Source organism: Citrobacter sp. 21OH12SH02A-Citro (assembly GCF_027919895.1).
Lineage (GTDB): Bacteria > Pseudomonadota > Gammaproteobacteria > Enterobacterales > Enterobacteriaceae > Citrobacter > Citrobacter braakii.
The window spans coordinates 1,532,002-1,556,784 of the sequence record NZ_CP114801.1 but is presented as its reverse complement, the minus strand read 5'-3'; the positions used below and the strand labels follow the sequence as shown (position 1 = coordinate 1,556,784).

Here is a 24,783-nt window from a genome sequence, read left to right as displayed (position 1 = left end):
CCCCTCTCCTTACGGTAACAGGCTCTTGACGTCGATAGGCTTGGCTTCGTTCTCTGCTTCGCCCTTATCTTTGCCGTCGATTGCCATACCTGCCATCCGGTAGAAGTTATATTCCGGGTATTTACCCGGACCGGAGATCAGCAGATCCTCTTTCTCGTAAACCAGGTCCTGGCGCTTGTACTCACCCAGCTCGAAATCTGGAGTCAGCTGAATAGCCGTTGTCGGACAGGCTTCTTCGCACAGGCCGCAGAAAATGCAGCGTGAGAAGTTAATGCGGAAAAACTCCGGATACCAGCGGCCATCTTTGGTCTCTGCTTTTTGCAAAGAGATACAGCCTACCGGACACGCTACCGCACACAGGTTACAGGCAACGCAGCGCTCTTCGCCGTCTGAGTCACGGGTCAGAACGATACGACCACGAAAACGGGGCGGTAGATAGACCGGCTCTTCCGGGTACATCTGCGTTTCGCGTTTCGCGAACGCATGCAGGCCGATCATCCAGATACTGCGTACCTGGGTGCCGAAACCTACGAACAATTCTTTTAAGGTCATGGTCTTTGTGTCCCTTATTGCGCCTGCCAGAGAATGACAGCCGCCGTTACCAGCAAGTTGACGAGCGTCAGCGGCAGACAGACTTTCCAGCCGAAGGACATTACCTGGTCATAACGAGGACGCGGTAACGACGCACGAATCAAAATGAACATCATCATGAAGAACGCGGTTTTCAGCGCGAACCAGACGAATGGCGGTAAGAACGGACCATGCCAGCCACCGAAGAACAGGGTAACCATCAGTGCAGAAATGGTGACGATGCCGATGTACTCACCCACGAAGAACAGACCGAATTTCATACCGGAGTATTCAATGTGGTAACCGTCGGCCAGTTCCTGCTCGGCTTCTGGCTGGTCAAACGGGTGACGGTGACACACCGCCACGCCCGCGATGGCAAAGGTGACAAAACCAAAGAACTGCGGAATAACGTTCCAGATATCAGCCTGGTTGTTGACGATGTCGGTCATGTTAAATGAACCGGCCTGCGCCACCACGCCCATCAGGGAAAGTCCGAGGAATACTTCGTAGCTCAGCGTCTGCGCAGACGCACGCATCGCACCGAGCAGCGAGTATTTGTTGTTACTGGACCAGCCTGCGAACAGCACCGCGTATACCGCGAGGCCTGCCATCATCAGGAAGAACAGGATCCCGATGTTCAGGTCAGCAACCACCCAGTTCGGGCTCACCGGCACGATGGCGAAAGCCAGCAGCAGCGAGGTGAAGGCGATCATCGGTGCCAGGGTAAAGATGACGCGATCCGAGAATTTCGGGATCCAGTCTTCTTTAAAGAACATCTTGATCATGTCCGCAACCAGCTGGAGCGAACCGCCCCAGCCAACACGGTTTGGTCCGTAACGGTTCTGGAACAGACCGAGCAGACGACGTTCGCCAAAGCTCATGAATGCCCCGCAGGTGACCACCACCAGCAGAATCACGACCGCTTTGAGAACGCTCAGCAGGATCTCAATCAGATCGGGTGTAATCCAACTCATTGTTGTGCCTCCTGCAGATCCTCAAGACGTGCACCAGCCAGAACCGGCGCGATGCCAGGCATACCCATTGGCAAACCAACCTGCCCTGCCGTTAATCCTTCAGCGATTTCAACCGGCAGCGTAACCGTGTTGCCATCGTAGCTGAAAGAAACGCGCGTACCGGCATTCACACCCAACTTCGCGGCATCAGCCGGGTTGAGTTTGATGTACGGCTGCGGCATACGGGTCTGGAAGACAGGCGCACGCTGGGACATTTCGTCACTACCAAACAGATGATAGTAAGGCGCGACACGCCACTGACCATCCTGAGCCTGGAAGCTCGCCGGAACGGTTGTGAAGTAATCCAGACCATCTGCAGAAGCTTCGATCAGACGCACGCCCGGATCGCCATGACGCAGTTTACCGCCCACTTCATCCTGGAACTTGTTCCACGCCTGTGGGGAGTTCCAGCCCGGAGCCCAGGCAAACGGAATTTGTGAACGCGGCGCAGACGGCTGGTTGTTCCCTTCCATGGAGAAAGCGAACATGGTGTCTTTGTCCTGCGGCTGACGCGGTTCGTGGACGCTGATGTTGGCGCGCATTGCGGTACGGCCACTGTAGCGGTGCGGTTCACGTGCCAATTTCTGTCCACGGATACGGAAGCTTGCATCCGGCGCGGCATCTTTAATACCCGCCAACTGCGGTAACTTCTCAACGACCGCGTCGATAACATGGTCGAGCTGCGTCCAGTCCACTTCACGACTCTGCACGGTACTGTGCAGCGAGTGCAGCCAGCGCCAGCTTTCCAGCATTACGGTGTTGCTGTCGTAGTAGGATGGGTCATAGACCTGGAAGAAACGCTGGGCGCGCCCTTCGTTGTTAATTACCGTACCATCGCTTTCAGCGAAGCTAGCGGCGGAAAGCACCAGATGGGCGTTTTCCATAATAGCCGTGCGCTGATGGTCAACGACCAGTACCAGCGGCGCTTTCGCCAGCGCGGCGTTCACACGCGTTGCTGAAGCATGGCGATGCAGGTCATTTTCCAACACCACAACGGCGTCAGCACGACCTGTTTCCAGTTCAGTCAGCGCGTCGTCGAGGGAACCACCACCAATCATACCCAGCCCCATACTGTTGACAGAGCGAGCAATCATGGTGATCCCGACGTCTGCGCCACGGCCTTTCAGCGCCTTCGCCACGTTGGCAGCAGCCTGAATCACGTCGGCGCTACCGGCGTTGGTACCGGAAATAATCAGTGGTTTCTTCGCCCCGGCAAGAGCCTGAACGATGACATCAATTTTGTTTTGCAGGTCACGGTCGATACCGTCAACCGCCGGTGCGTTGTTATCCAGTGCATGGGCGATAGCGAAACCTAAACGCGCCTGATCTTCAACCGGCGCACGGTAGGTCCATGCCGCGATATCATCCAGACGGGTGTTATCGACGTTGGTAACGAACAGCGGGTGCTTGGCGCGCTGGCCAATATTGAGGATTGCCGCAATCTGCCAGTCGGCCACTTTCTGCGCCGCCGCCATTTCACGCGCTTTACCTTTCACCGCCTGACGCACTGCCAGCGCAACGCGCGCGCCGGTTTGGGTGACATCTTCGCCCAGGACCAGAACCGCATCGTATGACTCGATTTCGCGCAGTGCCGGGGTATGAATACCGCCGTCACGCAGCACGCTCAGAGCCAGTTGCAGACGTTCCTGCTCGCCCTGGGCAATACCGGTATAGAAGTTATCCGCACCGACCAGTTCACGCAGCGCGAAGTTACTTTCAACGCTGGCACGCGGGGAGCCGATACCAATCACTTTCTTCGACTGACGCAGAATATCTGCCGCGCCCTGCATCGCCTGTTCGGCGTTCAGCGTGATCAGGTCATCGCCACGACGCTGTACCGGCTGGCGTGGACGGTCTTTCAGGTTCACGTAACCATAGCCAAAACGACCACGGTCGCAGAGGAAGTAGTGGTTAACGGTACCGTTGTAGCGGTTTTCGATACGACGCAGTTCACCGTAGCGCTCGCCCGGGCTGATGTTACAGCCGATAGAACACTGCTGGCAGATGCTCGGCGCAAACTGCATGTCCCATTTACGGTTATAACGCTCGGAGTGCGTTTTATCGGTGAAGACGCCGGTCGGACAAATTTCCACCAGGTTACCGGAGAATTCGCTTTCGAGCGTACCGTCTTCCGGACGACCAAAGTAGACGTTGTCATGCGCGCCATAGACGCCCAGATCCGCGCCATCGGCGTAATCTTTGTAGTAACGTACGCAGCGATAGCAGGCGATGCAGCGGTTCATTTCGTGAGAGATGAACGGCCCCAGGTCCTGGTTGCGGTGAGTACGCTTCGTGAAGCGGTAGCGACGGAAGCTATGACCAGTCATGACGGTCATATCCTGAAGGTGGCAGTTACCGCCCTCTTCACAGACCGGACAGTCGTGCGGGTGGTTAGTCATCAACCACTCCACTACGCTTTCGCGGAACTGCTTCGCTTCTTCGTCATCAATTGAAATAAAGGTGCCTTCGGTGGCCGGTGTCATACAAGACATCACCAGGCGACCACGCGTGTCTTCCGCGTTTTGATATTGCTTCACCGCACACTGGCGGCAAGCACCGACGCTTCCCAGCGCCGGGTGCCAGCAAAAGTACGGAATATCAAGGCCGAGAGACAGACAAGCTTCCAGCAGGTTGTCCGCTCCGTTGACCTCATATTCTTTGCCGTCTACATGAATCGTAGCCATAGTCAGCATGCTTCCAGTTGGCTCGGTCTAAAACCGAGCGTTAATCGAATTTCTGATCGCGATTCAGGGTTACCCTGCTATTACCAGCGCTCTTTCAGCAGGTTCGGCTGAATACCACCAATCTGATGGGTATTGCTGAAGGACTGCTTGATGCCAGCTTCGAATTCTTCGCGGAAATATTTAATGGCGCTCTGCAGCGGCTCCACCGCACCCGGTGCGTGTGCACAGAAGGTTTTACCCGGGCCGAGGAAACGACACAGTTGCTCAAGCGTCTCGATATCCCCAGGCTGGCCTTCGCCACGCTCCAGCGCGCGCAGAATTTTCACACTCCACGGCAGACCGTCACGGCACGGCGTACACCAGCCGCAGGACTCGCGGGCAAAGAACTCTTCCAGGTTACGCACCAGAGGAACCATGCCAATCTCGTGATCGACGGCCATTGCCAGCGCGGTGCCCAAACGGCTACCGGCTTTACCAATGCTTTCGAATTCCATCGGCAGATCGAGGTGCGCTTCAGTCAGGAAGTCAGTACCCGCGCCGCCCGGCTGCCAGGCTTTGAATTTCAGGCCATCGCGCATGCCGCCCGCGTAATCTTCGAGGATCTCGCGCGCGGTAGTACCGAAAGGCAGTTCCCACAGGCCAGGGTTCTTCACGCGACCGGAGAAGCCCATCAGCTTGGTGCCCGCGTCTTTGCTCTGCGAAATGTTCTGGTACCACTCCACGCCGTTCGCGAGGATAGCTGGTACGTTACACAGGGTTTCGACGTTGTTAACGCAGGTCGGCTTACCCCAAGCGCCAGAGCTTGCCGGGAACGGCGGCTTAGAGCGTGGGTTAGCACGACGACCTTCAAGGGAGTTAATCAGCGCCGTCTCTTCACCGCAGATATAGCGCCCTGCCCCGGTGTGGACAAACAGTTCGAAGTCGAAACCGGTGCCCATGATGTTTTTGCCAAGCAAGCCGGCTTCGGTTGCTTCGGCAATCGCGCGACGCAGATGCACAGCCGCTTCGATATATTCACCACGCAGGAAGATGTAACCACGGTACGCTTTCAGCGCAAACGCGGAGATCAGCATGCCTTCTACCAGCAGGTGCGGCAGCTGTTCCATCAGCAGACGGTCTTTATAGGTACCCGGCTCCATTTCATCGGCGTTACACAGCAGGTAACGGATGTTCATGGATTCGTCTTTCGGCATCAGGCTCCACTTCAGACCGGTGGAAAAGCCCGCACCGCCGCGCCCTTTCAGGCCAGCGTCTTTTACCTGATTAACGATTTCGTCCGGTGACAGCCCGGTCAGGGCCTTACGCGCACCTTCATAGCCGTTCTTGCTACGGTATTCGTCCAGCCAGACCGGCTGTTTGTCATCACGCAGACGCCAGGTCAGCGGATGCGTTTCGGGAGTACGGATAATGTCTTTCATTTATACCGCTCCAGCAGTTCGGGAATGCCTTCCGGGGTCAGGTGAGCATGAGTATCCTCATCGATCATCATGTTCGGCCCTTTATCGCAGTTCCCCAGGCAACAGGTCGGGAGCAGCGTAAAACGACCGTCAAAGGTCGTCTGCCCCGGCTTGATGTTGAGTTTTTTCTCAAGCGCAGCCTGGATCCCCTGATAGCCGTTGATATGGCACACCACGCTGTCGCAATAGCGGATCACGTGGCGACCTACCGGCTGGCGGAAGATCTGGCTATAGAACGTGGCAACACCTTCTACGTCGCTTGCCGGGATCCCCAGCACATCAGCGATCGCATAGATCGCCCCATCCGGCACCCAGCCACGCTGTTTCTGAACGATTTTCAGCGCTTCAATGGACGCCGCACGCGGGTCTTCGTAGTGGTGCTTTTCGTGCTCAATCGCTTCACGCTCAGCCGCACTCAGCTCAAAAGCCTCGGTTTGTGGTTGTTGATTCTCGTGCATAATTAGCGGTCCACATCTGACATAACAAAATCGATACTACCCAGGTGGACGATAAGGTCGGACACCAGGCTGCCACGTACCGCTACCGGGATCTGCTGCAGGTGCGCATAGCTCGGGGTACGGATACGGGTACGGTAACTCATGGTGCTGCCATCGCTGGTCAGGTAGTAACTGTTAATACCCTTGGTCGCTTCCACCATCTGGAAGGACTCATTTGCCGGCATAACCGGTCCCCACGAAACTTGCAGGAAGTGGGTGATCAGGGTTTCGATATGTTGCAACGTGCGCTCTTTCGGCGGCGGCGTAGTCAGCGGGTGATCCGCTTTGAACGGGCCTTCCGGCATGTTGTTGAGGCACTGCTCAAGGATGCGCAGACTCTGGCGCAGCTCTTCAACTTTCAGCATCACGCGGGTATAGCAGTCGGACACGCCGCCGCCAACCGGGACTTCAAAGTCAAAGTTTTCGTAGCCAGAGTATGGACGCGCTTTACGCACGTCAAAATCAATACCGGTCGCACGCAGCGCAGCACCGGTACAACCCCAGTCCAGCGCTTCTTTCTTACCGTAAGCGGCAACGCCTTGCGAACGGCCTTTCAGGATGGTGTTACGCAGTGCGGCTTTCTCGTAGGAATCCAGACGTTTTGGCATCCAGTCGAGGAAGTCACGCAGCAGTTTGTCCCAACCGCGCGGCAGATCGTGTGCCACACCGCCGATACGGAACCAGGCCGGGTGCATACGGAAACCGGTGATCGCTTCCACTACGTCATAGATTTTCTGACGGTCGGTAAAGGCGAAGAAGACCGGGGTCATCGCGCCGACGTCCTGGATGAACGTGGAGATGTACAGCAGGTGGCTGTTGATACGGAACAGTTCAGACAACATAACGCGAATCACGTTGACGCGATCCGGCGTGGTGATGCCAGCCAGTTTCTCAACGGCCAGTACGTAAGGCATTTCGTTAACGCAGCCGCCGAGGTACTCGATACGGTCGGTGTACGGAATGTAGCTGTGCCAGGACTGACGTTCACCCATCTTTTCAGCGCCACGGTGGTGGTAGCCGATGTCAGGCACGCAGTCGACGATTTCTTCGCCATCAAGCTGCAGCACAATACGGAACGCACCGTGAGAAGACGGGTGGTTAGGACCGAGGTTGAGGAACATGAAGTCCTCGTTTTCGGAACTACGCTTCATGCCCCATTCTTCTGGTTTGAAGGTCAGTGATTCCATTTCCAGATCCTGTTTGGCTTTGGTCAGCTCAAACGGATCGAATTCGGTCGCACGCGCCGGGTAGTCTTTACGCAGCGGATGACCTTCCCAGGTATGCGGCATCAGCAGACGCGTCAGGTGCGGGTGACCTTCGATGTCGATGCCAAACATTTCCCAGGTTTCACGCTCATACCAGTTGGCGTTCGGGAACAGTTTGGTGAACGTCGGTACGCGCAGGTCGTTTTCAGACAATGCCACCTTGAGCATGATATCGCGATTGCGTTCAATGGAGATCAGGTGATAGAAAACGGAAAAATCCGCGGCAGGTAACCCTTCGCGGTGCGTACGCAGACGTTCGTCCATGCCGTGTAAGTCAAACAGCATGACGTAAGGTTTCGGCAGTCTCTTTAAGAAATCGCCAACTTCCAGTAATTGTTCACGCTTGACCCAAACAACAGGTACCCCGGTGCGAGTCGCCTGAACGGTAAAGGCATCCGGCCCAAAACGGTTGCGCAGTTCGCCAATGACCGGGTCATCAAGGTGATCCCGTGTTTGCCATACAGCGTCTTGCGCGGTTAAGTCGGTCATATTGTTCACCATTGCAAATGGTCCGTGGTGGTCGGCAGTGCTTCGCGCTATTTATGTAGTGATAAGCGAAGGAAGTGCTGCTGCCGACAGGCGCAAATTAAATCTCGTCTGGTGTACGAAGATTCGTTACAGCAATACGTTCGCCGCGTTTACGCTCGCGTTCTGACTGCATATTGGCGCGATAAACGCCCTGATCGCCAACCACCCAGGAGAGCGGACGGCGTTCTTTGCCAATGGAATCTTGCAGCAGCATCAGAGCCTGCATATACGCTTCCGGACGCGGCGGGCATCCCGGGATGTACACATCGACCGGAATAAATTTATCAACGCCCTGCACCACAGAATAGATGTCGTACATACCGCCGGAGTTGGCGCATGCGCCCATGGAAATAACCCATTTCGGTTCCAGCATCTGATCGTAGAGACGCTGAATAACCGGCGCCATTTTGGTAAAGCAGGTTCCGGCTACGACCATCAGGTCAGCCTGACGCGGCGATGCACGCAGTACTTCCGCACCAAAACGGGCCACATCGTGCACGGCGGTAAACGAGGTCACCATCTCAACGTAGCAGCAGGAAAGGCCAAAGTTATAGGGCCAAATTGAGTTTTTACGGCCCCAGTTAACCATGTCATGCAGCTTGCCCATGAACACGTTTTTGTTAACTTCTTGCTCCAGGGGGTCGGTTACGATCTCCTGTTTTTGCAGGGGGTAACGGTCGTTCTCACCGTTAGGATCTATGCGGGTGAGCGTATAATCCATCTTAATGCCTCGCGGTTAGCGTTGACGATTAGCGATACTGTTCGTTTCCGGGTTCATACGCTCGCGGCGTGAACGCGCGGGCGTCCAGTCCAGCGCGCCAATACGCACCAGATAAACCAGACCTGCCAGTAACACAAAAATAAAAATTGCAGCTTCCACAAAGCCAATCCAGCCGCTTTCACGGATAGAAGTTGACCATGCGAACAGATACAGCGCTTCAACGTCGAAGATAACGAAGAACATGGCTACCAGATAAAACTTGGCAGACAGGCGCAAGCGGGCTGTGCCGACCGAGTCGATACCTGATTCAAACGGCACGTTTTTAGATCTCGCGCGCGCGCGACCACCTAAAAACCAGCCGCCGACGAGCATCAGGCAGCACAGGCCAATGGCAACAATAAGAAAGATAGCGAATGCCCAGTGATGAGCGATGATTTCAGTGGATGTTGACATACTCATTGCTTACTCATCAAAAGTAGCGCCAAATTCTCTGCTCTTTTCGGCAGATGAACGCCACATCGATTCATGGGGAGGAATAAAAAAAACCTTACAATCACTGTGAAAAACCATTTTATACAGCTAATTGATGGGGTTTTTTACTCCTTTCTATAACCTTTTGTCAACTTTAACAAAAGTTTCCTCACATTATTTTACACCGCTCCAACTTCATTAACATAAAGTGCTATTTAGACCAATTTCGATCGCATCATCGGTCATTTTTAATGTTGTTGAATCGTGTCCGTAGTGAAGTAAAAAAGATAATACTCACCTATTTTGACAGGAATTCACCCAGATGCCTCCCCCTAAATGGGAGTATTTTCTTGATCTGTGACACGCTTTTGTTAATTCACCATAAAAAACAGCAACAATTTCTCTAGTTTTTTAACATGGAAACAATTAGTAACGCTGCTGCTTATTTTTCAGCCAGGTGTCAGGCCGTTTTTTTACCTTCTGATTTTGTTAAGTTTTAGTATAGCAAATGACATAAAGCGGCAATATTTACCTAAAAAAAGAGCCGCTGGATGTTTTTTCATCACCAGAGGCTCTTTTTTACACTAACATTTTAAAACGATTTTATGTGACGGATTACTCAAAGTCGCCTTCAACAATCAGCGAGTCATCTCCCCCTTCAGGGGTAAACTGATTGTATTGCCAAGGATTTTGATACGTTTGCATCGACTTAAAGATAACTTCTGCCAACTCATTTTGCGTGGACGGATCGCAGCACAACAGATACTCAGTATCAGGCAATGGCGGTAATCCGTCGGCGGCGCCCAGTACGCGTAAATCTGGACTCATCATTTCAACAGGCCGCGCAGTGACGCCGAGCCCTGCTTTTACCGCCGCGCGAACCGCAGGTAAGGTTGAAGCAACATAAGCCAGGCGCCACGGGATCTGAGCAGCATTTAATGTCGCCAGCACGATATCGCGAAACGGGCTCGGATCGTCCAGCAGAACCAACGGTACCGGCTCACCTTTTTGCAGAATATATTCGGCAGCACAGTACCAATGCGTTGGCGAGGTACGCAGATTCAGACATTCAAAATCGCCAGGACGGTTGGTAGTCACAACCAAGTCCACTTCTTGCGACTTCAGCATATCCACCATGTAGGCGTTACGCTTGACCCTCACATCCAGCGCAAGCTTCGGATAAACCGAACTTATTCGGTTGAGCAGGAAAGGCAGTATGGTATCGGCTGATTCATCAGAAGCACCGATAGTTAACACTCCCTGAAGATTATTAAACATTAATGATGAGCATGCCTCATCATTAAAGCGCAGTATTTTTCTGGCGTAACCCAACAGTTGTATACCATGTTCGGTCAGTAGTTTGTTGCGTCCATGGCGCGCGAACAACTCTTTCCCCACGAGTTGCTCAAGACGCTGCATTTGCTGACTCACCGCAGACTGAGTTCGACATACCGCAGCTGCCGCAGCCGCAAAGGTATTCAGGTCGGCAACAGCAACGAAGGTTCTCAGCAGATCGAGGTCGAGGTTAATTATCGGACGATTTGCATTTATCATAGTTTTTCACTTACTCGCGGGTCATACCGGGTTAATGCTGTGCATTTGGAATCAAACAACTCCATTTGTAATGTGCCTCCCTCGCAGTTTCGCTTAGTGTAACCAAGTGAAAATAAGGATGTATTTGGTTTAACAAACGAAACAATTCTCTTTCCTGGCTATTTTAATTCCCGTGACATTCATCGGAATATAGCAACGAGAAAGAGCCGAATTTTTAGCTGCTGGATGATTCTGACTTAGGGAAAACATGTAAATTTTGTAAATTTAAAAAAAAGTTAACGAACAATAATTTACACATTAAAAACTAACTTTTCAGTGTGTTAGGAACAACCAACAAACATTTGAATTATCTTAAAATTCAGACTACTTACCATTTCATGAGACTTATCTTAACCTAAAACCACTATATTTATAAGTGTTATCGTGAATAATTCCAGGCTACCAGGTGTTATGTCAGAGCAGCGGTTTTGCTATTATTGGCCCATTCAATTTAATGTCGTTTAAATATTAAATAATAATTAATTAAGAATTCTTCAATTCATTAATTCTGCTTAACAATGAATTCACACCGTATCACGTACGGATCAGGCCGATAACAGGTCCCGCAGTTAAAACCTCAGTATTTTCGAATTACCTCATCCAGCTTAGACACCCGTGACATTTCGCTTTACAGGCTTAACTTTTTTTGACCAAACAATTCACCACAACCAAACCAATAAAACAAAATATACTACCAACAAAACACATCTAGATAGATTATTATCTCATAACATTTACATTATTTAGTTGTTAACAGTTAATTATCACTTCATAGCTTTTCAAAATCTTCTACTAAAGACCCTTCAAAACTCACCGCCGTGGGAGTACATTGTGCTGGGCTGACTTCCATGGCAGGGAGTGGCATTCACAGCTAAAAAGGTCAACGTTCATGTCCCCCATTGAAAAATCCAGCAAATTAGAAAACGTCTGTTATGACATTCGCGGCCCGGTTCTGAAGGAAGCAAAGCGCCTGGAAGAAGAAGGCAATAAGGTTCTGAAACTGAACATCGGCAACCCGGCGCCATTCGGGTTTGAAGCGCCAGATGAAATACTGGTGGATGTGATCCGCAATTTGCCAACAGCGCAAGGATATTGCGACTCCAAAGGCCTTTATTCCGCCCGTAAAGCGATTATGCAGCATTACCAAGCCCGTGGTATGCGCGACGTAACCGTGGAAGATATTTATATCGGCAACGGCGTTTCTGAATTAATTGTGCAGGCTATGCAGGCATTGCTGAACAGTGGGGACGAAATGCTGGTTCCTGCTCCTGATTATCCGCTGTGGACGGCGGCGGTATCGCTCTCCGGCGGTAATGCCGTGCACTACCTGTGTGACGAATCATCAGACTGGTTCCCGGACCTGGATGATATCCGCGCCAAAATCACGCCGCGTACGCGTGGGATCGTCATCATCAACCCAAACAACCCAACCGGCGCTGTATACTCTAAAGAGCTGCTGATGGAGATTGTTGAGATTGCTCGCCAGAACAACCTCATCATCTTTGCGGATGAGATTTACGACAAAATTCTCTACGACGATGCTGAACACCACTCCATCGCTGCAATGGCGCCGGATCTGCTGACCATCACCTTCAATGGCCTGTCAAAAACCTATCGCGTTGCCGGTTTCCGTCAGGGCTGGATGGTGCTGAACGGGCCGAAGAAACATGCTAAAGGGTATATTGAAGGTCTTGAGATGCTGGCCTCTATGCGCCTGTGTGCCAACGTTCCGGCGCAACATGCCATTCAGACCGCACTGGGCGGATACCAGAGCATAAGCGAATTTATCATGCCTGGTGGGCGTCTGTATGAACAACGCAACCGCGCCTGGGAACTGCTCAATGACATTCCCGGTGTCTCTTGCGTAAAACCGCGCGGCGCGCTGTATATGTTCCCAAAAATTGATGCTAAACGCTTCAACATTCATGACGACCAGAAGATGGTGCTCGACTTCCTGCTGCAGGAAAAAGTACTGCTGGTTCAGGGAACAGCGTTCAACTGGCCGTGGCCGGATCATTTCCGCATCGTCACGCTGCCGCGTATTGACGATATTGAAATGTCGTTGAGTAAATTTGAGCGTTTCCTGTCAGGGTATCACCAGTTGTAATTAAACAAAGGCTGTCGGATGAATGACGAGTATTTGCATCTGACAGCCTTCTCTGCGCAAAATGACTCTTAGGTTGCCATCATATAAGGGTCGTTATGAAGCAGAGCCATTTTTTTGCCCACCTCTCCCGTCTGAAGCTCATTAATCGCTGGCCGCTGATGCGCAACGTGCGCACCGAAAACGTGTCTGAACACAGTCTGCAGGTTGCCATGGTTGCCCATGCGCTGGCCGCGATCAAAAACCGTAAATTTGGTGGTCAGGTTAATGCTGAGCGTATTGCTCTGTTGGCGATGTATCACGATGCGTCAGAAGTGCTGACCGGTGATCTCCCTACCCCGGTGAAATATTTCAACTCGCAGATTGCGCAGGAATATAAAGCGATAGAGAAAATTGCTCAGCAAAAGCTGGTCGATATGGTACCTGATGAACTGCGCGATATTTTTGCGCCGCTCATTGATGAACATGCCTTAAGTGAAGAAGAGAGATCGATTGTTAAACAGGCCGATGCCCTGTGCGCGTATCTGAAGTGTCTGGAGGAACTCTCTGCCGGTAACAACGAATTTCTGCTTGCCAAGACGCGTCTGGAAAAAACGCTCGAGTCGCGACGCAGCGAAGAGATGGACTACTTTATGGACGTGTTTGTCCCGAGTTTTCACCTCTCATTAGATGAAATCAGCCAGGATTCTCCGCTATAAACGCATGACCCGGTGGCGGCGAAGATATTCCCGTCGCCATCCGCCAACAACATCAAAACGGAAACAGCATCGGGATCATCACCACGCACACCGCCATCACAATGATGGTAAACGGTACGCCAATCTTCACGAAATCGCTAAAGCTGTAGTTGCCAGGTCCGAGCACCAGAGTGTTTACCGGCGAAGAGACCGGTGTCATAAAGGCTGCGGATGCCGCCATCGCAATCCCCATAGCAAAAGGATACGGTGAAACGCCCATCGACTTTGCAGCCGCCAGCGCGATTGGCGCCATCAGCACCGCCGTCGCGGTGTTGGAGATAAATAACCCGATAGTCGCACACAGCACGAACAGGCAGCCCAACATCACATACGGGCCATACCCGCCACCGACATCCATCAGCCCTTTCACCACCAAGTCGACACCGCCGGTTTTTTGTAAAGCCAGCGCGAAGGGCATCATCCCGACAATCAAAATAATGCTTGGCCAGTGAATCGCTTTATAGGCACTTTCGGCATCAATACAGCGAAATTTCCCCATCAGCAGACAGGCGATGATCGCAGCCACCGTATTGGGAATTTCATCAGTGAGCATCAGAGCGACCATCAGCACCAGACAGAAAATCGCATGCGGTGCCTGGCTGTGCGCCGGAGAAGCTTCACTGACTTCCTCGGGCATATTCAGCACGACAAAATCACGCCCTTTTTGTCCCAACAGTGTGATGAGCTTCCAGTTGCCCACCACTAATATGATATCGCCCATCAGCAATGGCTCATCCACCACCGCTCCAGCCAGAGCCGCGCCATCGCGCTTCAGCCCAACGACATTCAGCCCGTAGCGGGTACGAAAAGCGATTTCCCGTACCGTTTTGCCGATCAATTCCGATTCAGGGATCAGAGAGATCTCGGCCATCCCCACATCAAGCGCCTGCTCGGAGAAGTATTCGCCGCGCAGTACCATTGGTTCCAGAAACTGTTCACTGCAAAATTCACGCAGGTCGACATCGGCCGCGGACATATCAATCAGCAATACGTCACGGGCGCGAAACTCAGAAACCCCGTTAACGTCGACTATTACGCGACGAAAGCGACGCCAGCGTTCCACGCCAATCACGTTTGCCCCGTAGCGCTCACGCAACTTCAGATCATCCAGACGCTGGCCAATCATAGGAGAACCGGGACGAATCGCCAGCCGACGCGCCCGCCCGGTCAGGCGATATTCTTTAATCAGATCGCGAAAGGTCCGGCGTTTCCAGCCGTCTCCCGGCTGCCTGGAATCTTCTCCCTTGAGCATAAAGCGCATCAGCAGCATATAAATTATGCCGAGTACCAGAACCACCAGCCCCAGCGGGGTAACGCTAAAAAAGCTGAACCCGTTAAGTCCTTCACGTAACAGTTCACTGTTGACGACCAGGTTCGGCGGCGTCGCCACCAGCGTCATCATGCCGCTTATCAGGCCGGCAAAGCTCAGCGGCATCATCAGGCGTGAAGGGGAAATTTCCATGCGCATGGAAACGCTTAAGACCACCGGGATAAAGATGGCGACCACGCCGGTCGAACTCATAAACGCCCCGAGCCCGGCAACGGTAATCATCAGCAACACCAGCATTTTGACTTCACTGCTGCCAGCCACCTTCACCAGCCAGGCACCCATTACCGTCGCCACCCCGGTACGCACCAGGCCGTCGCCGATAATGAATAATGCCGCTATCAAAATAACGTTAGGATCGCTGAATCCGGAAAAGGCTTCTGTGATGCTCAATGTTCCGCTCAGAACAAAGGCAATGATGACCAGCAAAGCGACCGCGTCCATACGCACTCTGCCAGTAACAAACAAGACGACGGCAATCGCCAGCAATGAGAGAACCCATGTCAATTCACCGTTCACAACATATCCTTGTTAAATGAGAGGGATGGATCGATTCTGCCATAAAAAAGCCCCAACAATCTGGGGCTAAATCATGTTCAGGTATTTCTTACCACGACCACATTGCCGTTGGGCTGTTTGGTCACAGAAATATGTTCCAGACTGGTCAGCGAAAAATCGACCTCATCCAGACGCGGCGTGTCCACAGGCGCGTTGACCGCTATCACATGACACCCTGCAGCCAGTCCTGAAAGCACCCCAGCGGGCGCATCTTCCACCACCGCGCATTCCTGTGGCGCAAGACCCAGAAGCTGGGCGCCTAACAGATAGGCGTCTGGCTCGGGCTTGCCTCTTTTTACCCGCTCGGCGGTGACAAACACTTCAGGAGCAGGCAGCCCCGCGACACGATGACGCGCTCGTGCGACCGGCATGGACCCGGAGGTCACAATCGCCCATGGAATACCCGCTTTATTGAGGTGGTTGAGTAAATCAACCGCTCCCGGCAGCGCAGTGATCCCCGCGGTTTCCGTCGCTTCGATCTGCTCCAGGCGGGTGAATTCCGCGGCGATCTCAGCCTCAGATTTGCCCACCATAAAGTGTCGCAGGGAGGTAATGGCCTGCTTGCCATGAATAAAGCCGAGCACCTCGGCGTGATCGAGGCCAAAACGATCGGCCCAGTTGCACCACGCACGTTCTACTGCGGGTAAGGAATCGACCAGCGTTCCATCCAGATCAAACAGAAAACCTTTGCACTGCACGCTCGCCCCCTCAGGCATTAATGATTTGGTTAATTTCATTCGCACTCAGGTGATACTGGCGCGGGCAAGAGTGCCAGACATTCAGCATACGCTGATATTTTTCCCACATCGGGGTCTGGGCGTTGAAGCCATGCGTACCCGCATCAAAGTGGGTATAACGACCTTCCACATTAACCATAAAACGTACGTACCCGAGGTAACGGGCTTCCGTTGCGGCGTCAAAGCCAAGGAAGGTCACGCGGCGCTCATCAATAGCCTGCGCGTCCTTAAGATTAGTCCAGGACACATGTAATGCGTGATACATCTCCATAATATCGATAATCGTACGACAGGTTTCTTCCGTCAGCTCACCAAACTCACGATCCAGCTCGCGCATCTGCAAGCCGTAACCGCGTTCAATAATCGTCTGCAAACGACGATAACGCTCGGCGTTAGTGGGATCGAGCATAGTCATCATTTTGTACTGATTAGACAAAATCAGACGTTGAGCGTTGGTCATTTCCATTTGGGACTCCTGTATCACTACTACTGCGATGAAAAAAAAGAAGGCATCTTGTGCCTTCTTTTATATGCGTAATCAGGGGTCAATTACAAATCATCAAGGAAAGTTTTATCCAGTTGTTTGAAGGCGCGCTTAAGCGTGTCAGCCAGCGCCTGATAATCAGGCTTTCCTTCTACCGGAGTGAGCGCCTGCCCGGCTTCTTGCAATTTACCCCGAACTTCGTAGAACCAGTTGAGTATTGAAGGCGGCAGCGGCGTTACAGAACGTTTACCCAGCCACCACATGCCCTGCATCGGCAGGCTGAGCGCAAACAGCGCAGTCGCCACGGCCGGTCCCAACTGCCCCCCTAACGCAATTTGCCAGCATAAGGTGAAGACGGCGATAGGCGGCATAAAACGGATCGCGTAACGCGTCATGCGGATTACGCGGTTCTCTACAAACACAGGCGCGAGGCGCTTTTCCATTGGCCACGTCTTCGCATAGTGCTGCCCCCGGCGAAACAAGCTAAAAAAATTGACGGAACGATTATCCGGTGTCGACATGGCGGTTACCTCAACTTCACATATAAAAATTAAAAAATTTGTGCAAAACAACAACTACAAGGGACATCGTTCAAAACATTTTGTCTTTGATACCCACATTCAGGTATCCTGTGCCGGCCTGTAAGGCCTTTAGTCCAAAATCATTGAGTCGTCAAATTGACACATAGTATGCCATTGGCTGAAAAATACGCAAAATGACATAGACTCAAAGGTATTTATTCCATCGTGCCCAAAAAGACTATGGCGCATGATGTTAATCATAAACGTCGGTGTCATCATGCGCTACGCTCTATGACTTCCTGACGTTTTTTTAGCCACGTATCATAAATAGGTACTTCCATGTCGAGTAAGTTAGTACTGGTTCTGAACTGCGGTAGCTCCTCACTGAAATTTGCCATCATCGATGCAGTAAACGGTGAAGAATACCTCTCTGGTTTAGCCGAATGTTTCCATCTCCCAGAAGCACGTATCAAGTGGAAAATGGACGGCGGTAAACAAGAAGCGGCTTTAGGTGCAGGCGCCGCTCACAGTGAAGCGCTGAATTTTATCGTTAATACTATTCTGGCACAAAAACCAGAACTGTCTGCTCAGCTGACTGCGATTGGTCACCGTGTTGTTCACGGCGGCGAGAAATACACCGGCTCTGTGGTTATCGACGATTCCGTTATTCAGGGTATCAAAGACGCAGCCTCTTTTGCACCGCTGCATAACCCTGCACACCTGATCGGTATCGCAGAAGCGCTGAAATCCTTCCCGAATCTGAAAGACAAAAACGTGGCTGTGTTCGACACCGCGTTCCATCAGACCATGCCGGAAGAGTCTTACCTCTATGCTCTGCCATACAGCCTGTACAAAGAACACGGTGTTCGTCGTTACGGCGCGCACGGTACCAGCCACTTCTTCGTGACTCAGGAAGCGGCAAAAATTCTGAACAAACCGGTTGATGAGTTGAACATCATCACTTGCCACCTGGGCAACGGCGGTTCTGTTTCTGCTATCCGTAACGGTAAATGTGTTGATACCTCCATGGGTCTGACCCCGCTGGAAGGTCTGGTGATGGGTACGCGTTCCGGTGACATCGACCCGGCGATCATCTTCCACCTGCACGACACCCTGGGCATGAGCGTTGACCAGATCAACAAAATGCTGACCAAAGAGTCCGGCCTGCTGGGTCTGACCGAAGTCACCAGCGACTGCCGTTATGTTGAAGATAACTACGCGACTAAAGAAGACGCTAAACGTGCAATGGACGTTTACTGTCACCGTCTGGCGAAATACATCGGTTCTTACACTGCGCTGATGGATGGTCGTCTGGATGCAGTTGTCTTCACCGGTGGTATCGGTGAAAACGCAGCGATGGTTCGTGAACTGTCTCTGGGCAAACTGGGCGTTCTGGGCTTTGAAGTTGACCACGAACGTAACCTGGCCGCACGTTTCGGCAAATCTGGTTTCATCAACAAAGAAGGTACCCGTCCTGCGGTGGTTATCCCAACCAACGAAGAACTGGTTATCGCGCAAGACGCGAGCCGTCTGACTGCCTGATTTCACACCGCCAGCCTAGCTGGCGGTGCTGTTTTGTAACCCGTCTACATCGACGGTAACGAAAGAGGATAAACCGTGTCCCGTATTATTATGCTGATCCCTACCGGAACCAGCGTCGGTCTGACCAGCGTCAGCCTTGGCGTGATCCGCGCAATGGAACGCAAAGGCGTTCGTCTGAGCGTCTTCAAGCCGATCTCTCAACCGCGTGCCGGTGGCGATGCGCCAGACCAGACTACCAGCATCGTCCGTGCTAACTCTTCTCTGCCAGCCGCTGAGCCGCTGAAGATGAGCCACGTTGAATCTCTGTTGTCCAGCAATCAGAAAGATGTGCTGATGGAAGAGATCATCGCGAACTACCACGCGAACACTAAAGACGCTGAAGTTGTACTGGTTGAAGGCCTGGTCCCAACCCGTAAACATCAGTTCGCGCAGTCTCTGAACTACGAAATCGCGAAAACGCTGAACGCTGAAATCGTCTTCGTAATGTCTCAGGGTACCGATACCCCGGAACAGCTGAACGAGCGTATTGAACTGACTCGCAGCAGCTTCGGCGGCGCGAAAAACACCAACATCACCGGCGTAATCGTTAACAAACTGAACGCACCGGTTGATGAGCAGGGCCGTACTCGCCCGGATCTGTCCGAGATTTTCGACGACTCTTCCAAAGCGAAAGTGATCAAAGTTGATCCGGCTAAACTGCAAGAATCCAGCCCGCTGCCGGTTCTGGGCGCGGTGCCATGGAGCTTCGATCTGATCGCAACGCGTGCAATCGATATGGCGCGTCATCTGAACGCCACTATCGTTAACGAAGGTGATATTAATACCCGTCGCGTGAAGTCTGTGACTTTCTGCGCACGCAGCATTCCGCACATGCTGGAGCACTTCCGTGCCGGTTCTCTGCTGGTGACTTCCGCCGATCGTCCTGACGTGCTGGTTGCAGCATGCCTGGCAGCCATGAACGGCGTGGAAATCGGTGCCCTGCTGCTGACTGGCGGCTACGAAATGGACGCGCGTATCACTAAACTGTGCGAACGTGCATTTGAAACCGGCCTGCCGGTATTCATGGTGAACACCAACACCTGGCAGACCTCTCTGAGCCTGCAGAGCTTCAACCTGGAAGTTCCGGTTGACGATCACGAACGTATTGAGAAAGTTCAGGAATACGTTGCTAACTACATCAACGCTGACTGGATTGAATCCCTGACCGCGACCTCTGAGCGCAGCCGTCGTCTGTCTCCGCCAGCGTTCCGTTATCAGCTGACCGAGCTGGCACGTAAAGCCGGCAAGCGCGTTGTTCTGCCGGAAGGTGACGAGCCGCGTACCGTTAAAGCGGCGGCTATCTGTGCTGAACGCGGTATCGCAACCTGCGTACTGCTGGGCAACCCGGATGAGATCACCCGCGTTGCGGCCTCTCAGGGCGTTGAGCTGGGCGCTGGCGTAGAAATCGTTGATCCAGATGTGGTTCGCGAAAGCTACGTTGCTCGCCTGGTCGAACTGCGTAAAAACAAAGGTATGACCGAAACCGTTGCCCGCGAACAGCTGGAAGACAACGTGGTTCTCGGTACCCTGATGCTGGAACAGGACGACGTTGACGGTCTGGTTTCTGGTGCAGTTCATACCACCGCGAACACCATCCGTCCGCCGCTGCAGCTGATCAAAACTGCACCGGGTAGTTCCCTGGTGTCTTCCGTGTTCTTCATGCTGCTGCCGGATCAGGTTTACGTATACGGCGACTGCGCGATCAACCCGGATCCGACTGCAGAGCAACTGGCAGAAATCGCGATTCAGTCCGCTGAATCCGCCATTGCTTTCGGTATCGAACCGCGTGTAGCAATGCTCTCCTACTCCACCGGTACTTCTGGTGCAGGTAGCGACGTAGAAAAAGTTCGTGAAGCCACGCGTCTGGCGCAGGAAAAACGTCCTGACCTGATGATCGACGGTCCGCTGCAGTATGACGCCGCGGTTATGGCTGACGTAGCAAAATCCAAAGCGCCGAACTCTCCGGTTGCAGGTCGTGCTACCGTGTTCATCTTCCCGGATCTGAACACCGGTAACACCACCTACAAAGCGGTACAGCGTTCTGCCGACCTGATCTCCATCGGGCCAATGCTGCAGGGTATGCGCAAGCCTGTGAACGACCTGTCTCGTGGCGCACTGGTTGACGACATCGTCTACACCATCGCTCTGACCGCGATCCAGTCTTCCCAACAGCAGCAGTAATCTGTCGAGTGTGCCGGATGTCTTATCCGGCAACACTTCTGCTTATTAAACCGGAAATAGCTTATATTTCCGGTTTTTTTATACCTGTTTTTCCCGTTGGCATATTCTGAAACATTTGCCAGGATGCGCTGCATCAATGAATAACTATTCTCCTGTTTGCATACTTATCCTCTTTTGCATTGCAACAGGGATAGTCTTTCATGTCAGCAGTAACAGAAACACAGCCAGCTAAAAAATGGGCGATGCCCGATACGTTGGTGATTATTTTTTTCGTTGCCATTTTAACCAGTCTGGCGACATGGGTTGTTCCCGTCGGGATGTTCGACAGTCAGGAAGTGCAGTATCAGGTTGATGGACAAACCAAAACCCGTAAGGTGGTCGACCCCCACTCTTTTCGAATTCTGACCAACGACGCGGGCGAAGAGCAGTATCACCGGGTGCAGTTTTTCACCACCGGTGATGAGCGCCCGGGCCTAATGAATTTTCCGTTTGAAGGGTTAACCTCCGGCTCTAAATTCGGCACTGCCGTCGGCATTATTATGTTTATGCTGGTGATTGGCGGCGCATTCGGCATCGTTATGCGTACCGGAACCATCGATAACGGCATCCTGGCGCTCATCCGCCATACGCGAGGAAACGAAGTCCTGTTTATCCCGGTGCTGTTTGTTCTCTTCTCATTAGGCGGCGCGGTGTTTGGCATGGGGGAAGAGGCGGTCGCCTTTGCCATTATTATCGCACCGTTAATGGTACGGTTAGGTTACGACAGTATCACCACCGTTCTGGTCACCTATATTGCGACTCAAATTGGATTCGCCAGCTCATGGATGAACCCGTTCTGCGTGGTCGTCGCGCAGGGGATTGCGGGCGTGCCGGTACTCTCTGGTTCCGGTCTGCGTATCATTGTGTGGGTGGTTGCGACCCTGATAGGTCTGACCTTCACGCTGGCCTATGCGGCGCGCATCAAAAAGAATCCGCTTTTGTCCCGGGTACATGAATCCGACCGTTTCTTTCGCGAACAGCAGGACGACGTTGTGGAACGACGCTTCACGCTGGGCGACTGGCTGGTGCTGCTGGTGCTGACTGCGGTAATGATTTGGGTTGTCTGGGGCGTGATCGTCAACGCGTGGTTTATTCCTGAGATCGCCAGTCAGTTCTTCACCATGGGCCTGGTAATTGGCATCATCGGCGTGGTCTTTCGTCTCAACGGCATGACGGTCAACATCATGGCCTCCTCATTCACTGAAGGCGCACGAATGATGATTGCCCCTGCCCTGCTGGTCGGTTTTGCCAAGGGCATATTACTGCTGGTCGGTAATGGAGAGGCGGGTGAAGCCAGCGTGTTGAACACGCTGCTGCACAGCATTGCCAACGGCATCAGCGGGCTGGATAACGCCATCGCGGCGTGGTTTATGCTGCTGTTCCAGGCAGTGTTTAATTTCTTCGTTACTTCCGGCTCTGGTCAGGCTGCATTGACCATGCCGTTATTAGCACCCTTAGGCGATCTGGTTGGCGTAAACCGTCAGGTCACCGTACTGGCCTTCCAGTTTGGCGACGGATTCAGTCATATTATCTATCCTACATCGGCATCGCTGATGGCAACGTTAGGCGTGTGTCGGGTGGATTTTCGTAACTGGCTGAAGGTAGGCGCCACGCTGTTGGGACTGCTGTTTATTATGTCCAGCGTGGTGGTAATTGGCGCGCAGATAATGGGTTACCATTAAAAAACGATTGCCCGGCCTACACGATTTCTCGACGCTGTAGGCCGGATGAGCAGATTTTACTCAGCTTCTTCCTGCTTTTCGGCTTTCGCCCCTTCATTCTTAGCGTTGCGGGTCATCCACAGCGCCAGGGCTTTCAGTGAGTCCGGCGTAAATTCGTCGCAGCGCGCGGTAATTTCTTCCGGCGTCAGCCAGCAAACTTCACTAACCTCTTCTTCCTGAAGCGCAAACGGTCCGTGGGAAACACAGCTAAACAGCCCGCCCCATACGCGACAGTTCTGGTCTTCAAAATAAAACTGCCCATGCTCGGCAAACGGCACGCCCGCAATCCCCAGTTCCTCTTCCGCTTCACGGCGCGCTGAATCCAGTAGTTGCTCGTCAGCCTGCACAACACCGCCAGCGGTGGCATCCAGCATGCCGGGCAAAAAATCTTTTGTCTCAGTACGACGCTGAACCAGAATTTTGCCCATACCATCATGCACGACGATATACGTTGCACGATGGCGTAAGCGTTGCGCCCGCATTTGTTCCCGGCTGGATTGTGCAATGACTTCGTTGTCTTCATTCACAATATCCACCCATTCCGTACTTGCCAAACGACGCTGTTCCACCATCAGGAAACCTTCTTTTTTCTTGCGCTCTTACGGCGCGTTTATGTTTGTGGGGTAAATTACGGATTAATCTCGACCTGTGCAATAACACTTTGATCATTGAGTGCCATTACGCTGAGAACATTATCATCCAGAATCCCGTAACTTGCCGCAAAGCCCCCTTTCGGGATGCTTACCGAGCCGGGATTGAAGTGGTAAACATCCCCTTGACGCTCAGCGACGGGCAAATGTGTATGCCCATAAACCAGCACATCTCCCACGTTGAGTGCCGGCATATTTTGCGGACCAAAAAGATGCCCGTGCGTCAAAAAGAGTCGCTGGTTTTCTGTCAGAATTTGCTGCCACGGCGCGGTCATCGGAAAATGCAGAAGCATCTGATCCACTTCGCTGTCACAATTGCCACGCACCGCGATAATCCGCGCTGCCAGCGCATTCAACCGCTCAGCAACCTGCGCAGGCGCATAGCCTTCCGGGAGCGCATTACGCGGTCCGTGGTTTAAAACATCACCCAATATCACCAGCCATTGCGCACCGCTTGCGGCAAACCGTTCAAGTACGCGTTCCGTGGCTGGCAACGAACCATGAATGTCCGATGCGAACATCAGTTTCATCACTCACTCCTCGTTGAAAAGTACTTTGTAATGATACTGGATTACGCCCCGTTTTTCAGCAGGAACGCTTCGCTGAAAGCGCGATAAAACGCTGGACTGAAGCGCGCTGCCACTGGAAGGCGGCATATTCTGCAAGCGCTTCGGGAACCTCATCGCCGTTAAGGACCAGACGATTCAGCATTAGCGCTAAATCGCAGTCGGCAATACACCATTCGCCAAATAAATTCTGCTTCCCGTGGCTCAATAAATGGCTCGCAGTGGCGAACAATTTCTCCGCACTGACTTTTCCCGCTTCGCTTAACGGACCTTTCTTCACGCCAGCAAAAACTACGTCCGTTGAGCGTTCTTCACGGATAGGCATCAGATCGCTGCGGATCCACGCCTGAACCTGGCGCGCCCGCGCGCGCTTTTGCACATCGTGTGGGTAGATACGCTCCCACTGCGGTGGTGCAAAGCTCTCTTCCAGGAACTCAGTTATCGCTGATGATTCGCTCAGCTCGAAACCGTCGATTTCAAGCACCGGTACGCGCCGCGTTAACGCATACCCTTGCCATGAAGGTTGCAAGTGTTCGCCGCTGTTGAGATCAACGGTTTTCAGCGTAAAAGGCAGTCCTTTCTCTTGCAGAGCGACATAAACAGACAGCACGTAAGGGGAGAAAAAATTGGCATCTGACCACAGCGTAATTGCAGATTTGCTCATAATGTCCTCTGAAATGTATTGGCTTGCCTTCAAAATATAGAGTCTTTCTCTCACTGTCACTTGATGAAAACTCACGCACGCCAACAGGCTCTATACTTGTTATGACCCGGTTCA

General features: G+C 52.6%; 21 protein-coding genes. 5 read left to right on the top strand and 16 right to left on the bottom strand.

Going from position 1 to position 24,783, the window contains the following annotated elements; translation table 11 throughout:
- Nucleotides 1–9: 9 nt before the first annotated feature.
- From nuoI to lrhA, 9 genes are all read right to left on the bottom strand, one after another.
- Complete coding sequence (gene nuoI, locus O6D90_RS07460; protein ID WP_271143282.1) at nucleotides 10–552, bottom strand: NADH-quinone oxidoreductase subunit NuoI; 543 nt, start codon at nucleotides 550–552, stop codon at nucleotides 10–12.
- 14 nt (nucleotides 553–566) lie between these two features.
- Nucleotides 567–1,544 carry an NADH-quinone oxidoreductase subunit NuoH gene (gene nuoH, locus O6D90_RS07455; protein ID WP_016153834.1) on the bottom strand — a complete coding sequence of 326 codons (978 nt, stop codon included), beginning with the start codon at nucleotides 1,542–1,544 and terminating at the stop codon, nucleotides 567–569.
- Nucleotides 1,541–4,267 (bottom strand): NADH-quinone oxidoreductase subunit NuoG, encoded by a 2,727-nt coding sequence (nuoG, locus tag O6D90_RS07450; RefSeq protein WP_032931989.1) that lies wholly within the window; start codon nucleotides 4,265–4,267, stop codon nucleotides 1,541–1,543. The genes nuoH and nuoG overlap by 4 nt, the downstream gene beginning before the upstream one ends.
- An 80-nt stretch (nucleotides 4,268–4,347) precedes the next feature.
- Nucleotides 4,348–5,685, bottom strand: coding sequence for an NADH-quinone oxidoreductase subunit NuoF (nuoF, locus tag O6D90_RS07445; protein ID WP_016153836.1), 1,338 nt, complete (start codon nucleotides 5,683–5,685; stop codon nucleotides 4,348–4,350).
- Complete coding sequence (gene nuoE, locus O6D90_RS07440) at nucleotides 5,682–6,182, bottom strand: NADH-quinone oxidoreductase subunit NuoE (protein ID WP_003028069.1); 501 nt, start codon at nucleotides 6,180–6,182, stop codon at nucleotides 5,682–5,684. Before nuoE ends, nuoF begins: the two co-directional genes overlap by 4 nt.
- Nucleotides 6,183–6,184: 2 nt before the next feature.
- The gene (nuoC, locus tag O6D90_RS07435; protein ID WP_016153837.1) at nucleotides 6,185–7,987 is read right to left on the bottom strand and encodes an NADH-quinone oxidoreductase subunit C/D; all 1,803 of its coding nucleotides are present in this window, start codon (nucleotides 7,985–7,987) and stop codon (nucleotides 6,185–6,187) included.
- 85 nt (nucleotides 7,988–8,072) lie between these two features.
- Complete coding sequence (gene nuoB / locus O6D90_RS07430; RefSeq protein ID WP_003028075.1) at nucleotides 8,073–8,735, bottom strand: NADH-quinone oxidoreductase subunit NuoB; 663 nt, start codon at nucleotides 8,733–8,735, stop codon at nucleotides 8,073–8,075.
- 15 nt (nucleotides 8,736–8,750) lie between these two features.
- Nucleotides 8,751–9,194: an NADH-quinone oxidoreductase subunit NuoA gene (gene nuoA, locus O6D90_RS07425; RefSeq protein WP_003028077.1), complete on the bottom strand. Its 444-nt coding sequence runs from the start codon at nucleotides 9,192–9,194 to the stop codon at nucleotides 8,751–8,753.
- Between the two features lie 627 nt (nucleotides 9,195–9,821).
- Nucleotides 9,822–10,760 (bottom strand): transcriptional regulator LrhA, encoded by a 939-nt coding sequence (gene lrhA, locus O6D90_RS07420; RefSeq protein WP_016153838.1) that lies wholly within the window; start codon nucleotides 10,758–10,760, stop codon nucleotides 9,822–9,824.
- Nucleotides 10,761–11,688: 928 nt separating this feature from the next.
- On the opposite strand from lrhA, the gene alaA reads away from it, so the two are divergent.
- Nucleotides 11,689–12,906, top strand: a complete 1,218-nt coding sequence (gene alaA / locus O6D90_RS07415) for an alanine transaminase AlaA (RefSeq protein ID WP_005129483.1) — start codon at nucleotides 11,689–11,691, stop codon at nucleotides 12,904–12,906.
- A 95-nt stretch (nucleotides 12,907–13,001) separates the two neighbouring features.
- Entirely contained in the window at nucleotides 13,002–13,601 is a 600-nt protein-coding gene (gene yfbR / locus O6D90_RS07410) for a 5'-deoxynucleotidase (RefSeq protein WP_003028083.1), read from the top strand.
- A gap of 52 nt (nucleotides 13,602–13,653) precedes the next feature.
- On the opposite strand, the gene O6D90_RS07405 is transcribed toward yfbR, so the two are convergent.
- From O6D90_RS07405 to yfbV, 4 genes are all read right to left on the bottom strand, one after another.
- On the bottom strand, nucleotides 13,654–15,486 hold the full coding sequence (locus tag O6D90_RS07405) for an SLC13 family permease (protein WP_016157043.1): 1,833 nt from the start codon (nucleotides 15,484–15,486) through the stop codon (nucleotides 13,654–13,656).
- Nucleotides 15,487–15,563: 77 nt separating this feature from the next.
- A complete protein-coding gene (locus O6D90_RS07400) occupies nucleotides 15,564–16,241 on the bottom strand; it encodes a sugar phosphatase (protein WP_085951065.1) in 678 nt (225 codons plus the stop codon).
- Nucleotides 16,234–16,728, bottom strand: coding sequence for a YfbU family protein (locus O6D90_RS07395; RefSeq protein ID WP_016153841.1), 495 nt, complete (start codon nucleotides 16,726–16,728; stop codon nucleotides 16,234–16,236). Before O6D90_RS07395 ends, O6D90_RS07400 begins: the two co-directional genes overlap by 8 nt.
- An 83-nt stretch (nucleotides 16,729–16,811) precedes the next feature.
- On the bottom strand, nucleotides 16,812–17,267 hold the full coding sequence (gene yfbV / locus O6D90_RS07390) for a terminus macrodomain insulation protein YfbV (RefSeq protein WP_016153842.1): 456 nt from the start codon (nucleotides 17,265–17,267) through the stop codon (nucleotides 16,812–16,814).
- Between the two features lie 339 nt (nucleotides 17,268–17,606).
- Between yfbV and ackA the strand changes: the two genes are divergently transcribed.
- The 3 genes from ackA to yfcC all read left to right on the top strand — a co-directional run bounded on the left by ackA (nucleotide 17,607) and on the right by yfcC (nucleotide 22,750).
- Complete coding sequence (gene ackA, locus O6D90_RS07385; RefSeq protein ID WP_016153843.1) at nucleotides 17,607–18,809, top strand: acetate kinase; 1,203 nt, start codon at nucleotides 17,607–17,609, stop codon at nucleotides 18,807–18,809.
- A gap of 75 nt (nucleotides 18,810–18,884) precedes the next feature.
- A complete protein-coding gene (gene pta / locus O6D90_RS07380; RefSeq protein WP_016153844.1) occupies nucleotides 18,885–21,029 on the top strand; it encodes a phosphate acetyltransferase in 2,145 nt (714 codons plus the stop codon).
- A gap of 200 nt (nucleotides 21,030–21,229) precedes the next feature.
- Nucleotides 21,230–22,750, top strand: a complete 1,521-nt coding sequence (gene yfcC / locus O6D90_RS07375; protein ID WP_016157044.1) for a putative basic amino acid antiporter YfcC — start codon at nucleotides 21,230–21,232, stop codon at nucleotides 22,748–22,750.
- 56 nt (nucleotides 22,751–22,806) lie between these two features.
- Here yfcC and yfcD read toward each other — a convergent pair whose 3' ends face one another.
- The 3 genes from yfcD to yfcF are packed head-to-tail and all read right to left on the bottom strand — an operon-like array spanning nucleotide 22,807 to nucleotide 24,669.
- On the bottom strand, nucleotides 22,807–23,361 hold the full coding sequence (gene yfcD / locus O6D90_RS07370) for an NUDIX hydrolase YfcD (protein WP_006683645.1): 555 nt from the start codon (nucleotides 23,359–23,361) through the stop codon (nucleotides 22,807–22,809).
- Between the two features lie 56 nt (nucleotides 23,362–23,417).
- Complete coding sequence (yfcE, locus tag O6D90_RS07365; protein ID WP_016153846.1) at nucleotides 23,418–23,969, bottom strand: phosphodiesterase; 552 nt, start codon at nucleotides 23,967–23,969, stop codon at nucleotides 23,418–23,420.
- A 55-nt stretch (nucleotides 23,970–24,024) separates the two neighbouring features.
- Nucleotides 24,025–24,669: a glutathione transferase gene (gene yfcF / locus O6D90_RS07360; RefSeq protein ID WP_016153847.1), complete on the bottom strand. Its 645-nt coding sequence runs from the start codon at nucleotides 24,667–24,669 to the stop codon at nucleotides 24,025–24,027.
- Between the last annotated feature and the right edge of the window lie 114 nt (nucleotides 24,670–24,783).

What these genes read in the sequence shown, in the direction of transcription:
- nuoI (WP_271143282.1), bottom strand. Translation starts at nt 552, where the DNA reads ATGACCTTAAAAGAATTGTTCGTAGGTTTCGGCACCCAGGTACGCAGT.
- nuoH (WP_016153834.1), bottom strand. Translation starts at nt 1,544, where the DNA reads ATGAGTTGGATTACACCCGATCTGATTGAGATCCTGCTGAGCGTTCTC.
- nuoG (WP_032931989.1), bottom strand. Translation starts at nt 4,267, where the DNA reads ATGGCTACGATTCATGTAGACGGCAAAGAATATGAGGTCAACGGAGCG.
- nuoF (WP_016153836.1), bottom strand. Translation starts at nt 5,685, where the DNA reads ATGAAAGACATTATCCGTACTCCCGAAACGCATCCGCTGACCTGGCGT.
- nuoE (WP_003028069.1), bottom strand. Translation starts at nt 6,182, where the DNA reads ATGCACGAGAATCAACAACCACAAACCGAGGCTTTTGAGCTGAGTGCG.
- nuoC (WP_016153837.1), bottom strand. Translation starts at nt 7,987, where the DNA reads ATGGTGAACAATATGACCGACTTAACCGCGCAAGACGCTGTATGGCAA.
- nuoB (WP_003028075.1), bottom strand. Translation starts at nt 8,735, where the DNA reads ATGGATTATACGCTCACCCGCATAGATCCTAACGGTGAGAACGACCGT.
- nuoA (WP_003028077.1), bottom strand. Translation starts at nt 9,194, where the DNA reads ATGAGTATGTCAACATCCACTGAAATCATCGCTCATCACTGGGCATTC.
- lrhA (WP_016153838.1), bottom strand. Translation starts at nt 10,760, where the DNA reads ATGATAAATGCAAATCGTCCGATAATTAACCTCGACCTCGATCTGCTG.
- alaA (WP_005129483.1), top strand. Translation starts at nt 11,689, where the DNA reads ATGTCCCCCATTGAAAAATCCAGCAAATTAGAAAACGTCTGTTATGAC.
- yfbR (WP_003028083.1), top strand. Translation starts at nt 13,002, where the DNA reads ATGAAGCAGAGCCATTTTTTTGCCCACCTCTCCCGTCTGAAGCTCATT.
- O6D90_RS07400 (WP_085951065.1), bottom strand. Translation starts at nt 16,241, where the DNA reads ATGCCTGAGGGGGCGAGCGTGCAGTGCAAAGGTTTTCTGTTTGATCTG.
- O6D90_RS07395 (WP_016153841.1), bottom strand. Translation starts at nt 16,728, where the DNA reads ATGGAAATGACCAACGCTCAACGTCTGATTTTGTCTAATCAGTACAAA.
- yfbV (WP_016153842.1), bottom strand. Translation starts at nt 17,267, where the DNA reads ATGTCGACACCGGATAATCGTTCCGTCAATTTTTTTAGCTTGTTTCGC.
- ackA (WP_016153843.1), top strand. Translation starts at nt 17,607, where the DNA reads ATGTCGAGTAAGTTAGTACTGGTTCTGAACTGCGGTAGCTCCTCACTG.
- yfcC (WP_016157044.1), top strand. Translation starts at nt 21,230, where the DNA reads ATGTCAGCAGTAACAGAAACACAGCCAGCTAAAAAATGGGCGATGCCC.
- yfcD (WP_006683645.1), bottom strand. Translation starts at nt 23,361, where the DNA reads ATGGTGGAACAGCGTCGTTTGGCAAGTACGGAATGGGTGGATATTGTG.
- yfcE (WP_016153846.1), bottom strand. Translation starts at nt 23,969, where the DNA reads ATGAAACTGATGTTCGCATCGGACATTCATGGTTCGTTGCCAGCCACG.
- yfcF (WP_016153847.1), bottom strand. Translation starts at nt 24,669, where the DNA reads ATGAGCAAATCTGCAATTACGCTGTGGTCAGATGCCAATTTTTTCTCC.